General features: G+C 62.6%; 14 protein-coding genes. 7 read left to right on the top strand and 7 right to left on the bottom strand.

Annotation, left to right across the window (positions count from 1 at the left end):
* Nucleotides 1-38 precede the first annotated feature (38 nt).
* The 6 genes from O3306_RS15120 (at nucleotide 39) to pcaG (ending at nucleotide 5336) form a co-directional block, all read left to right on the top strand.
* A complete protein-coding gene (locus O3306_RS15120; RefSeq protein ID WP_272008815.1) occupies nucleotides 39-1283 on the top strand; it encodes a flavin monoamine oxidase family protein in 1245 nt (414 codons plus the stop codon).
* A 101-nt stretch (nucleotides 1284-1384) separates the two neighbouring features.
* A complete protein-coding gene (locus tag O3306_RS15115) occupies nucleotides 1385-2374 on the top strand; it encodes a DMT family transporter (RefSeq protein ID WP_272008813.1) in 990 nt (329 codons plus the stop codon).
* Between the two features lie 59 nt (nucleotides 2375-2433).
* Entirely contained in the window at nucleotides 2434-3531 is a 1098-nt protein-coding gene (locus tag O3306_RS15110; RefSeq protein WP_272008811.1) for a CaiB/BaiF CoA transferase family protein, read from the top strand.
* 100 nt (nucleotides 3532-3631) lie between these two features.
* The gene (gene pcaC, locus O3306_RS15105) at nucleotides 3632-4015 is read left to right on the top strand and encodes a 4-carboxymuconolactone decarboxylase (protein WP_272008809.1); all 384 of its coding nucleotides are present in this window, start codon (nucleotides 3632-3634) and stop codon (nucleotides 4013-4015) included.
* Complete coding sequence (gene pcaH / locus O3306_RS15100; RefSeq protein ID WP_272008807.1) at nucleotides 4012-4734, top strand: protocatechuate 3,4-dioxygenase subunit beta; 723 nt, start codon at nucleotides 4012-4014, stop codon at nucleotides 4732-4734. The genes pcaC and pcaH overlap by 4 nt, the downstream gene beginning before the upstream one ends.
* A 2-nt stretch (nucleotides 4735-4736) precedes the next feature.
* Nucleotides 4737-5336: a protocatechuate 3,4-dioxygenase subunit alpha gene (gene pcaG, locus O3306_RS15095; RefSeq protein WP_272008805.1), complete on the top strand. Its 600-nt coding sequence runs from the start codon at nucleotides 4737-4739 to the stop codon at nucleotides 5334-5336.
* A gap of 36 nt (nucleotides 5337-5372) precedes the next feature.
* Here the strand turns inward: pcaG and O3306_RS15090 are convergent, their stop codons facing one another.
* From O3306_RS15090 to O3306_RS15075, 4 genes are all read right to left on the bottom strand, one after another.
* A complete protein-coding gene (locus O3306_RS15090) occupies nucleotides 5373-6917 on the bottom strand; it encodes a TRAP transporter large permease (RefSeq protein ID WP_272008803.1) in 1545 nt (514 codons plus the stop codon).
* Nucleotides 6917-7417, bottom strand: coding sequence for a TRAP transporter small permease subunit (locus O3306_RS15085; protein ID WP_272008801.1), 501 nt, complete (start codon nucleotides 7415-7417; stop codon nucleotides 6917-6919). The genes O3306_RS15090 and O3306_RS15085 overlap by 1 nt, the downstream gene beginning before the upstream one ends.
* Before the next feature lie 56 nt (nucleotides 7418-7473).
* Entirely contained in the window at nucleotides 7474-8559 is a 1086-nt protein-coding gene (locus O3306_RS15080; RefSeq protein ID WP_272008799.1) for a TRAP transporter substrate-binding protein, read from the bottom strand.
* 100 nt (nucleotides 8560-8659) lie between these two features.
* Nucleotides 8660-8965 (bottom strand): aromatic amino acid lyase, encoded by a 306-nt coding sequence (locus tag O3306_RS15075; protein WP_272008797.1) that lies wholly within the window; start codon nucleotides 8963-8965, stop codon nucleotides 8660-8662.
* Between the two features lie 205 nt (nucleotides 8966-9170).
* Here O3306_RS15075 and O3306_RS15070 point away from each other — a divergent pair, with 205 nt between their 5' ends.
* The gene (locus tag O3306_RS15070) at nucleotides 9171-9692 is read left to right on the top strand and encodes a DsrE family protein (RefSeq protein ID WP_272008795.1); all 522 of its coding nucleotides are present in this window, start codon (nucleotides 9171-9173) and stop codon (nucleotides 9690-9692) included.
* Nucleotides 9693-9828: 136 nt separating this feature from the next.
* On the opposite strand, the gene O3306_RS15065 is transcribed toward O3306_RS15070, so the two are convergent.
* The 3 genes from O3306_RS15065 to O3306_RS15055 are packed head-to-tail and all read right to left on the bottom strand — an operon-like array spanning nucleotide 9829 to nucleotide 12466.
* Nucleotides 9829-10644 (bottom strand): phosphodiesterase, encoded by an 816-nt coding sequence (locus tag O3306_RS15065; protein ID WP_272008793.1) that lies wholly within the window; start codon nucleotides 10642-10644, stop codon nucleotides 9829-9831.
* Nucleotides 10644-11678 carry an ABC transporter ATP-binding protein gene (locus tag O3306_RS15060; RefSeq protein ID WP_272008791.1) on the bottom strand — a complete coding sequence of 345 codons (1035 nt, stop codon included), beginning with the start codon at nucleotides 11676-11678 and terminating at the stop codon, nucleotides 10644-10646. The genes O3306_RS15065 and O3306_RS15060 overlap by 1 nt, the downstream gene beginning before the upstream one ends.
* On the bottom strand, nucleotides 11675-12466 hold the full coding sequence (locus tag O3306_RS15055) for an ABC transporter permease (protein WP_272008790.1): 792 nt from the start codon (nucleotides 12464-12466) through the stop codon (nucleotides 11675-11677). The genes O3306_RS15060 and O3306_RS15055 overlap by 4 nt, the downstream gene beginning before the upstream one ends.

Below are 12466 nucleotides of genomic sequence, written 5' to 3'. Positions count from 1 at the left end.
GCTGCCCCCCAGCCATCCCTCCCGGAGAGAACCGAACCATGAGCACGCCAGACGTTGTAATTGTCGGGGCCGGTGCGGCCGGTATCGGCGCGGGCATGGCGCTGCAACAGCGCGGCATTCCATTTCTGATCGTCGAGGGCGCCGACCGGATTGGCGGGCGTGCGTTTACGGACACTGCTTCACTTGGCACACCTTGGGACCATGGCTGTCACTGGTTGCACTGCGCGGACGTGAACCCACTGGTCGCCCATGCCCAAAGGCTCGGGTCGCAATATCTGACTGACCCAGGCTGGGAAGCGGGTGCGCTCTGGATCGACGGTGCGCTGGCGTCGAAGGATGAAGTCGCAGCGTCCAACGCGGCTGTGCAACAGGCCTTCGATACAGTCTATACCGAAGGCGAGCGTGGTCGCGACGTCGCCATATCCGACGTGTTGCCCGATGCCGGACGCTGGGCGCGTGGCGCGCGGCATGTCCTGCAACTGATGATCGGCGACGACCCGGAAACCGATTCCGCTGCTGCGTATGCAGACTATGACGACACCGATCACGATTGGCCCGTGGTATCGGGCTATGGCGCGCTGATCGCCGCGATGGCCGACGGCTTGCCGATCCGCCTTAACACGCCGGTTAGCGGCGTGACTGACCGCGCGGGAGGTGTGCGCGTTGAAACCGGCGCGGGCACAATCGACGCGAAGGCGGCCATCGTGACCGTGTCGACCAACGTGCTCGCTGGTAGCGCGATCGCGTTTTCACCCGGCCCGGCGGCGGAATTTGTCGAGAAAGCCCGACAATTCCCCTGCGGCGCGTTCGAGAAAGTGGCTTTCGCGCTCAGCAACCTGCCTGCCGAGTTTCGCGAAATTCGCCACCTGATGATCTATCCCGACGGCGGCGCGCCCGCTATTGATTTCAAGATCGCAGATGGCCCGATCCCGACGATGATCGCACATATCGCGGGTACGCCTGCCTTCGATCTGATGAAACTGCCCGCCGCCGACCGGATCGTGTTTGCCCGTGACCGCCTGATTTCGGTGATGGGGCCGGACGTGGCGAAGCTGATCGTGGCAGCGCAGTGCACCAACTGGGTGAACAACCCGCTTATCGGCGGCTCCTACTCCCACGCCCTTCCCGGTGCGGCGCAGTTGCGACGCGATCTGATCGCCGCCGATACTGGCAATGTCGCCTTTGCGGGCGAGGCGCTCTCTGCGCAATGGCAGGCCACAGCGCATGGTGCATGGCAAAGCGGGCAGGACGTGGCCACGCGTATCGCGGCGCAACTCGGCTAGGCGCGCGAACTGCGAGCCCAATCGCCACTCGGCAGAATGTCGCAACCGGACATGCCCCCGCCAGAGGCGCCATGATAGCGCTGCGGGAAAAGGATTACCGAATGATCTCTCCTCCTTCTGGCGCGCTTCAGAAACCCGCCGCAGGCATCGGCTTTATCCTCGTCGGCATCGTGGCGATCTCCATCAACGATATGCTGATCAAGCTTCTGTCCGGTGGTTATCCGCTGCATCAGATGGTGTTCACGCGGTCGGTCATCGGCATCGTGTTCACCCTTATGCTGATGCAGATCGAGGGCGGATGGCACATTTTGAGAACCCGCGCACCCGGCCTGCACCTGCTGCGCGCCATGATGTTGGTGCTGGCGAACCTGACATTCTTTTCGGCGTTGGCTTCGCTGCCATTGGCGGAAACTACGGCGATATTCTTTATCGCGCCGCTGCTGATCACGTTGCTCAGCATCCCGTTTCTGGGCGAGAAGGTCGGCCCGCTGCGCATCGGCGCGGTGATTGTCGGCTTTGTCGGCGTGGTGATCATGGTCCGCCCGTGGGAGAGCGGCGAGACGCGCCCGGCGGCATGGTATATCTATCTGCTGCCGTTGCTCGCGGCACTGACATACGCGATCAACCAGTTGCTGACGCGCAAACTTGGGGCAACGTCAAAAGCCTCTGCTATGACCGCCTATGTCCAGGTAAATTTCATCATTGTCACGCTTGTTTTCTGGGCCATTGCCGGCGACGGGCGCTATGCGGTCGGGATCGAGAACGAAAGCCTGATTTTCCTCCTGCGGGCCTGGGTTTGGCCGCAAGGGCGCGATGTCTGGCTGTTCCTCGGGCTGGGGCTGAATTCGGCGGTGATCGGCTATGCGCTGGCACAGGCCTACCGGCTGGCCGATGCGGGCACGATCGCGCCGTTCGAATATACCGGGCTGCCGCTGGCGATCTTCTGGGGGTGGATGATCTGGGGCGAATGGCCTGCGCCGCTGGTGATGGTCGGCATCGCTCTGATCCTTGGCTCGGGCCTGTTCGTATTCCTGCGCGAACGCCAGAAAGGCCGCCTAGTCAGCGCCAAGCAATTGCAACGGCGTCACTGACGGTCTGGCCCAAAACCTGCGCCCGACCTAAGCTGCAGCCGACATGACCGGAGATCAGTATGCTGTCAGGGGTACGTATCGTCGAATTCGAAGGGCTGGGGCCCGCGCCCTTTGCCGCCATGATGCTGGCCGATCTGGGCGCCGAGGTGACCTGCATCCACCGGCACCAGCCCAGCAGCGTGACCGGCCCGGCAAGCCTGCTGGATCGCGGCAAGAAATCCATCACGCTCGACCTGAAATCACCGGCGGATCGCGCCGTTGCACTGGCATTGGTTACAGATTCCGACGCGTTGATCGAGGGACTGCGCCCCGGCGTGATGGAACGTCTGGGCCTGGGACCAGAGCCCTGCCACGCCGTCAACCCCGCGCTGGTCTATGGCCGGATGACGGGCTGGGGCCAGGACGGTCCACGCGCGCAGAGCGCCGGGCATGACCTCAATTACCTCGCCACGTCCGGGGCGCTCTGGTACGCGTCCGACCCAGGGCAGCCGCCCTTTACCCCGCCCACGATGCTGGGCGATATCGGCGGTGGCGCGCTTTATCTGGTGGCGGGCATTCTGGCCGGGCTGCTGGCGGTGCGCGGTGGGGCGCGCGGGCCGGTGGTGGATGCCGCAATGGTCGACGGATCGGCGCACATGATGGCGCTGCTGATGGCAATCCGGCAGGCCGGGCACATCAACACAGAACGCGGGCAGAGCCTGCTGGACGGGCCGCACTGGTCGCGCTGCTATGTCTGCGCCGATGGCGGCCATGTCAGCGTGCAATGTCTGGAACCACAATTTTACGCCGCGTTCCTGCGCCTGATGGGGCTGGATAAAAGCCCGGCATTCGCTGATCAGCATGATCCGACACAATGGCCGCGCCAGACCGCGCAGCTGGCCGGGCTCTTCGCCGCCGAACCGGTGGCGCACTGGGCCGCGCTCTTTGACGGCAGCGACGCCTGCGTTGCGCCGGTGCTGAGCCCGGATGCGGCGGCGCAGGATCCGCACATGCAGGCGCGCGGCGTCTGGCAGGCCCCCGGCGGTGTGCTGCAACCCTCGCCCGCGCCACGCTTTGACGGCGCACGGCGGCCGGTTGCGGCACCGCCCGAGCGCGGCGCGGATTCAGAAGCGATCCGCGCCGATCTGGTCGCGAAAGGATTGTTGAAGGAGGTCTGAACGCCGCCCGGCCCGGTGGCGGCAATATCTCGTTTTACTTCTCACCCCGCGGGGTTCCATACTGCCCGCGACGGATTGCAGACATGAGGGGACCACGGCCATGCCTGACAGTTACGAAAACGGCATGCGCATCCGCCGCAGGGTTTTGGGCGACGCGCATGTGGACCGGGCCGAGGCGGCGCGCACCGAATTCGACACTGCCTTTCAATCGCTGATCACCGAAGGTGCCTGGGGCACGGTCTGGGCCAGCGACGCGATCAGCCTGCGCGAGCGGTCGATGATCACCCTCGCCCTACTGGCCGCGACCCGGAATTTCGACGAAATCCCGATGCATATCCGTGCCACCGCCAACACCGGCGCCAGCAAGACGGACGTGATCGAGGTCTTTCAGCATGTTGCGGTCTATGCCGGGGTACCCGCCGCCAACCAAGCCATCAAACTGGCCAAGCAGACCTATGCCGAGATGGAAGGAGAAGCCCCATGAGCCTGCCCGAACTGCACCAGCGTGACCGCAGCTGGCACCCCCCCGCCTTTGCGCCCGACTACAAATCCAGCACCACCCGCGCGCCCAGACAGGCGCTGTTATCGCTGCGCGGCACAGCCAGCGAACTGACCGGCCCCACCTTTGGGCATGGCGATATCGACCCGTTGGACAATGACCTGCTGCGAAATTACGCCCATACCGGCGATCCGATAGGCGAGCGGATCATCGTGCATGGCCGAGTTCTGGACGAAAACGCGCGCCCGGTGCAGCACACGCTGGTCGAGATCTGGCAAGCCAATGCCGGCGGGCGTTACCGGCACAAGAAGGATAGCTATCTCGCACCGGTCGATCCCAATTTCGGCGGCTGCGGCAGGGTGCTGACGGATGCGGATGGCTGCTATGCCTTTCGTACGGTCAAGCCGGGGGCCTACCCCTGGCGCAACGGGGTAAACAGCTGGCGGCCTGCGCATATCCACTTTTCCGTCTTCGGCACGGCATTTGCCCAACGGCTGATCACGCAGATGTATTTCGAAGGCGATCAGCTGATCGCCTTGTGCCCGATCGTGAACGCCGTGCCGGATGCCCGCGCGATAGAACAACTGATCGCTGCACTGGACATGAACGCCAGCGTGCCGCTCGACAGTATCGCCTACAGGTTCGACATCGTGCTGCGCGGGCATCGCGCGACCTATTTCGAGAACCGCCCGGAGGGAGGATGAGCATGGTGCAGAAGCTGCAGTATCTCAAGGAAACACCATCGCAAACCGCTGGCCCATTCGTGCATATCGGGCTGGCACCCGGCGATGCGGGGTTCGACATCTACCGCACGGAACTGGGCCGCGATATCGCCGGACCAGAGGCGCAGGGGACGCCCATCACCGTCACCGGTCAGGTGATCGACGGTAACGGCACGCCGGTCACGGATGTGCTGATCGAGGTCTGGCAGGCCAATGCGGCGGGCGTCTTTGCCGGCGCAGGCGAGGTCGAGCCGGGATTTCGCGGCTGGGGGCGGGTGATCCCGGATTTCGACAGCGGTGTGTTTCGGTTCGAAACCGTAAAGCCCGGCGCGGTCGCGGGGCCGGATGGGCGCATGATGGCACCGCACATCACATTTTGGCTGGTGGCGCGCGGCATCAACGTTGGGCTAGGCACACGGATGTATTTCGGTGATGAGGCTGCGGCCAATGCGAGCGATCCGGTCTTGGGTCTTATCCCGGAGCCGCCGCGCCGCAAGACCTTGATTGCGACGGCAGAGGGCAATCGCTACCATTTTGATATTCGCCTTCAGGGTGACGCGGAAACGGTGTTCTTCGACATCTGACCCACGCCAAAAGCATGGGTCAGGCCCGCAAGTCACTTAAAACAATACCCCCGGTAGCCAGGTCGCAATCGCGGGCACCGCGCAGATCAGCGCAACAGCAATGAACTGCAGCCCGATAAAGGGCACGACGCCGCGATAGATTTGAGCGGTCGTGATCTCCTTTGGGGCCGCGCCGCGCAGGTAGAACAGCGAGAAACCGAATGGCGGGGTCAGGAACGACGTCTGAAGGTTGATCGCGATCAGCACCCCCAGCCAGATCGGATCATGTCCCATGACGATCAGGATCGGCAGCAAAAGCGGCAGCACGATCACCGTGATCTCGACGAAATCCATGAAGAACCCAAGCACGAAGATCAGCAACATCGAGAACACCAATGCGCCAACCGCACCACCCGGCATCGCCATGATGATCGCCTCGATCCGCTCTTCGCCCCCCAGACCGACAAAAACCAGCGAGAAGATGCTCGCCGTCAGGATGGTGGCAAAGATCATCGCCGTTACCGTCATCGTCGAAGTCACCGTGGGGCGCAGCGCACCAGCCTTAAGGCTGCGGCGCAGCGCGACGACGATGGCGACAAACCCGATCAGCGCCGCCAGCGCATAGGCGGCACCAAGGCCGTAATCCAGCACCGAGGTGTCGGTGCGTTGCAGGCGCACGGGTGCCAGCCCCGCCGCGACGCCGAGGATCAACAGCGCAGCCGTGCCCAGCATGATCATCCACCGCGAAGCCCCAAGCCGCACCCCCGCCATCAGGAGCGCGCCTACGGCCCCCACCGACGCTGCCTCGCTGGGGGCCGCGATGCCGCCCAGGATCGACCCCAGCACTGCGAGGATCAGCAGAATGGGTGGCAGGATCGCCCGCAGGATCGTGCCCAGCGAGGGCGGCTCGTCCAGTTTCTCCATGGCCGGCGCATCCTCGGGCCGCAGCCATGCGCGGATCAGGATGTATATGCAGTAAATCGCCACCAGCAGCAGGCCGGGAAAGAGGGCGGCGGCAAAGATCTGCCCGACTGATATCGTATCAACGGTGAATTTTCCCTGCTCGAACTGCGCCTGCTGATAGGCATTCGAAATCACGTCCGAGAGGATGATCAGCAGCGTCGAGGGCGGAATGATCTGCCCCAACGTGCCCGCAGTGCAGACAAGGCCCGACGCAAGGCGCGGATCATACCGGCTGGCCAGCATCGTCGGCAACGCGATCATTCCCATAGCAATCACCGTGGCACCGACAATCCCCGTCGAGGCCGCCAGCAGCGCGCCCACCAGCACCACCGAGATGCCAAGTCCGCCGCGCACCCGGCCAAAGAGGCGGGCCATGGTCTTGAGCAGGTCCTCGGCAATCTGGCTTTTCTCCAGGATGACGCCCATGAAGACAAAGAGCGGGATCGCGATCAGCACCTGATTTGTCAGAAGGCCAAAGACCCGCTGCCCCAGAGCGCCCATCAGCGAGAAATCAAAGCTGCCCGTCGCCCAGCCCAGCACCGCGAACAGCGTCGCCACCCCCGCAATGGTGAACGACACCGGGTAGCCGATCAGAATGCCCACGATCAGCGCGGCGATCATCAAAAGGTCCAGAGGCATCAGCGTGTCCCGGCAAGGCGCGCAAGATCGCGCAGGATGTTGGCGACCGCCTGAATGATCAGCAGCACGCAGAATATCGGGATGAGCGTTTTGAGCAGGAACGACGCCGGAATCCCGCCCACCGAAATGGGGCCTTCCAGAATCTTCCAGGAATTGCGCACGCTGGGCCAGGAATAGAGCAGCAGCACCGTCATCGACGGGATGAGCAGCACCAGATGCCCCAGCAGGTTGGTCAATGCCTTCCCGCGCGGGCCTTCCTTGGCGTACCAGATATCGACGCGCACATGCTCATCCACCAGCAATGTGTATCCCGCAGCGATCATGAAGAACGCGGCATGCATGTAGAGTACGCTTTCGTTGGCCCAGACCCAACTGACGCCAAAGACATAGCGCAACAGAACGATCCCGAACTGCGCCAGAACCATCAGCAGCGCCAGCCAGCGCACCACATAACCGACATTGCGATTGATCGTATCCAGCGCATCCGCGAGGCGATTCATTCAGCGGGCTCCCAGTCATTAAGCGGCGCCGGTCGAAACCGGCGCCGCCAATAAAATCAGTATTTATAGTCCAGTGCTCGGGCGTTCATCTGCCCGTTATCTGCGTAGACCATATAATCTGAAACCGACCCGCGATAGGCCATGAAGCTTTCGGTGATGCGGCGCACCAACTCGTCACTGTCCTCGCGCATTTCGGCCATCACCTCGCCTGCGGCATTGCCCATCGCCACCATCACATCCTCTGGCAGTTGGCGCACCTGCACGCCGTGCTCTTCGACCAGCTTGGGCAGGGCGCGGGCGTGGTTGGTGGTGTATTCGGTCCAAACGTCGCTGTAGAGCGACGAACACGCAACGCGCACGGCCATTTGCAGATCTTCGGGAAGCTCCGCGTAGACGTCTGCGTTGATTGCGCATTCCTCGGCCGAGGATGGCTCGTTCACGCCAGGCCAGTAGTAGTATTTGCACACCTGGTAGAACCCCAGCGCGCTGTCGGACCAGGGCCCGATGAACTCGCCCGCATCCAGAGCGCCCGATTGCAGCGCCTGGAACATGTCGCGCCCGCCCATCGCCTGCACCGCCATGCCGAGCTTGCTCGACACTTCGGAGGCAAGGCCCGTGGTGCGGAACCGCATGCCTTTCAGGTCTTCGACAGACTCGATCTCTTCGCGGAACCAGCCGGCCCATTGCGGCCCGGAATTGCCGCAAAGGAATGGCTTTAGGTTGAAGCGGCCATACATCTCGTCATAGAGATCCTGCCCGCCGCCATGCACCATCCAGCCATATTGCTCGTCACCACGCAGGCCGAAGGGCTGTGACCCAAAGAGCAGGATGCCCTTGGATTTCGACCCCCAATAGGCCGGCACCGCGTGATAGAGTTCTGCTGTGCCTTCGGACACCGCATCGAACACGCCCGGCCCCGGCACCAACTCGCCCGCAGCATAAAGCTTGACCTCGATCCGCCCGCCAGACAGCGCCGTGATCCGGTCGGCCAGCATCTGTGCCGCAACACCCGGTCCGGGCAGGTTCTTGGGCCAGGATGTGACCATCTTCCATTGGCGGGTGCCTTGCGCCAGCGCCGGAGTTGCCAGGGGTGCCGCAGCGGCCGCCCCCGCCGAGGCTTTCAGAAAATGTCTTCTCTTCATGATGCGTTCTCCTTTGTTATGGTGCGAGTATCTTGAGTTCTTAAGAACTTGTTAAGCCCTTGCATGCATCTGCGAGGATTTTTGCGCCCGAAAATCCGCGTCAATGCAGGGTTTGTGCATAATCCGTCACCACCTGTCGGACCGCCGCCAGATCGTCACCCAGGACGCGGTCCTCGACCATGACAGGAACAGCCCCGCGTATCGCCCGGTAGAGCGACAGCAACAGCGGGGCCGGGTCGATGCCGCGCAGATCCATCGCCTGAGCGGCCAGTAGGCATTCGATCACCAGAATCGTCTGCGCCATGTCCACCACATCGGCAGCCTGGCGCGCCGCCAGTGGCGACATTGGCATGTGATCCTCGGTATTGGCGCAGGTCGGCACCGATCCACCGTCGATCTTGATCATGTTATTGTCCCCAATCGCCTTTCCAACACCCCGCATCATCACGCAATACAGCTATCCGGTACTGAAAACGCGCTTAGTCCTAGGATACTTTTCTCTATGCTGCGATTTCGATCCGAACCTTTTCCCTCTTTCGCGCAGAGAATTGACACGAATATCAAGCCCTGCCTAAGCTCTGGAAAGTATCCAGAAAACAGGGAAGTTTCTCATGAAGCCTTTACTCCGCATTCCAGCGCTCGCAGCGACGCTTCTTGCCGTTCTGACCCTCGGGGCATATGCCGACGACGAACTGACCCCGTACGGCACGGCCAAAGTGGACATGCATGAATATCCTGAGATCAATCAGGTTTACGACGTCAACTACGAAGACCCCAATTCGCTTCGCGTCCTCTACGCTTTCGTCAAGAACACGCGCAAGGTCGTTCCCGGCAAGGCGGTGGTTGTCACCCATGGCCCCGAGCTGCGCGCCTTTGCCAAGGAAAATTACGACAAATACTATGGCCTCATGGATCAGATGGCCGAGCTTGCCGAACAGGGTGTGGAATTTCGCATGTGCAACAATGCGCTGCGCGCCGCAGGGTATGAGCCCGAAGACATGCACGGCTTTGTCACAGTCGTTCCGGCGGGCTTTGCTGAAATCGTCATGCTGGAGTCCCAAGGGTACGCTTACGTGAACCCGATCCCGCTTCCGGTGCGCGGCATCCGGGAACTGGAAAACGCCGGCAACTGAACCGGGATAGAACCGCCGGCGCTTTCAATAATCGTTTGCAACGGACCGACCATCGTTCAGGAACTCGCCTTTGGGTCAGCAAGCCCATAGGCGAGTTCTTTGCGGCGCGGGCTGGTGGCGAGCCTGCGCTGACCGGTCAGCCGTAAAACGGCCACGGCCCCTTGAACGTGCCGACGGGAATCACATTCGACACAAGGCAGGATCGGGGTGCGTCGTGCCAGTTCCAGAGCGTGACGCCGCCCGGCTCCATGATCAGAGAATTTATCGACGCCGCCTGATGCGACAGGTGAACCGCGTGGCACGGGGCGGGCGCGATCTGACAGGTAACCTTGCCGATCTGGGTGGTCAGCGTGCGATGAACATGGCCCGAAATCATCCGCGCCGGACCCCCATACGCCTCTAACCTGTCCAGCAAAGCGCCGCCGTTGCGCAGGTTGTTGTTGTCCATCGCCACCACGCCGGAATGCATCCACGGATGATGCGTCGCCACCACGACCGGCTGGCCATTCAGCGTCTCCAAGACCCGGTCCAGAAACGCCAGCCCCTCGTCGCAAAGCATGCCGTGATGAGACCCTTCGACCAGGGTATCGAGGCCGATTACGCTGAAATCGCCAAAGTCACGGTGCCACTGGATCGGACCCGCCTCCGGCATCCACGCCTGATCGGCAAACGCAGCCCGCATGGCATCCCGCACATCGTGATTGCCCGGAATGGCGAGGTAGGGCAGTTGCAGCTCCGCCAATATGCGCTTGAGCCGCGCGTATTCCGCAGGTGTGCCGTAATCGGTCAGATCGCCGGTGATAATTGCGCAATCCACCGGATCAAGGCGCGGCAGGATAGCGTTTATCGAGGCGACCGCCTCGTTCAGGGCGGCGGCCGTGTCAGAGCGGTTGTAAGCCAGCTCGCCCTCGGGGACGATGTGTGTGTCGGTGATCTGGATGAACGCGGCCATCAGGCACTCTCCGTCTCGTGTGCAAAGCTTAGGATGGCGCCGGGCGCGATGCTCAGGCCCACAGTCTGGCCCAGCTTGGGCGCACTGGCACCGACATGCAGGGCGACGACCGGCTCGGGCGTGACGCCTGACAGCACGACGCGGTAATGCGTGCCAAGGAATGTCACCGCCTCGATCCGCCCCCGTAGCGGGCCATCCTCGTCCAGGCGAACATCTTCGGCGCGCACATAGGCAGAACCACCCTCGGCCCCGCCCTCAAGTGGCAGCGTGCCGCCATCCAGATGCAGCGCGCCGCTGCCCATCCGGCCCTTCAGCGGCATCGCGTCCCCGACAAAACGCGCAACAAACGGCGAGGCAGGCGCACGGTAGAGCGCCTCGGGTGTCCCGATCTGGGCCACCTGCCCATGCGACATGACAGCGACGCGGTCGGCGATTGCCATCGCCTCGGTCTGGTCATGCGTGACGAAAATCGCCGTGATCCCGAAGGTACGCAACAGCACGGCCAATTCGTCGCGCAACTGCCCGCGCAACGCGGCATCAAGCGCCGACAAAGGCTCGTCCAGAAGAAGGATACGCGGGCGTGGTGCAAAGGCCCGCGCCAACGCGACACGCTGGCGCTGGCCACCCGAAAGGGCATTGATCGGGCGATCTGCGTAGGGCTCAAGCCGGCAAAGCGCGATCACCTCATCGACGCGCGCATCGATTTCGGATTTCGGTAACTTCTGCATTTTCAGCCCGTAGCCGATATTGCGACGCACCGACATGTTGGGAAACAGCGCGTAGGACTGGAACACCATGCCGACCTTGCGCTGGACCACCGAAAGGGAAGTCACGTCTTCGTCGTCAAAGCGTATCTTGCCGCCTGCGTCGGTGGTTTCCAGCCCGGCGATGATGCGCAAAAGGGTCGTCTTGCCACAGCCTGACGGGCCCAGCAGCGACACGATCTCGCCCTGCTTGATATCCAGATCGACAGGCATCAGCGCGCGCGTACCGTCGGGAAATGTCTTGGCAACGTTGGTCAGTTTCAGCGTCATGTCAGTGTCCTTTGCGCGCGGGCCGAGGCCCATTGCATCGCCATCAGCAGCGGCACGATCATCACGAAAAAGACCAGCGTATAGGCCGACGCGATTTCCAGCCGCATCGAGGCATAGCTGTCAGCCAGCCCCACAGGCAGGGTTTTCAGAAACGGTGTGTGCAACATCCATGTCAGGTTGAACTCACCGATCGAGAGGGTCACCACCGTCAGCGACCCGGCCAGAACGCCGGGCATCGCATTGGGTACCGCGATATCGGTAAACCGACGCCAGGCGGGCGCACCGAGCGATGCCGCGCCCTCCTCAAGTGTCTTGAGGTCGATGGCGGCCATGACCGACAGGACCGAGCGCACCATGAAGGGCAGCGTGTAAAGGACGTGACCGACGAGGATGAAGCTCCAATGCGCGCGGAACCCCTGAACCGAGCCGTAGACCTGAAGCAGCGCAAGCGCGAGGGCGAGGCCGGGAATGGCAAGGGGGAGCGATATGAACTCTTCCAGGATGCGTGAAAGCCGGCCGGGATTGCGCGCCAGCGCGTAGGCCGCAGGCACGCCGATGATGAGAGTTGAAATGAGGCAGCATAACGCCAGCCAGATCGACAGGAAGATGGACGCCGAGTAAAGCGTCCAGACCTCACCGATCCATTTCAACGTCAGGCCGGACTTGACGCCCTGAAAGTAGTTGACCGTGACGCCCGCCAGTACCGATTGCAGCGTCGGCACCAGCAGGAACGCGCAGGCCAGCAGCGTGACGGCCAGTTGCAGGATTTTTGCAGGGGATTTCAACAT

It is taken from the genome of Roseovarius sp. ZX-A-9 (assembly GCF_028369135.1).
Classification (GTDB): Bacteria; Pseudomonadota; Alphaproteobacteria; order Rhodobacterales; family Rhodobacteraceae; genus Roseovarius.
The sequence above is the reverse complement of the archived record's forward strand: the minus strand, read 5'-3'. Positions and strand labels throughout refer to the sequence as shown.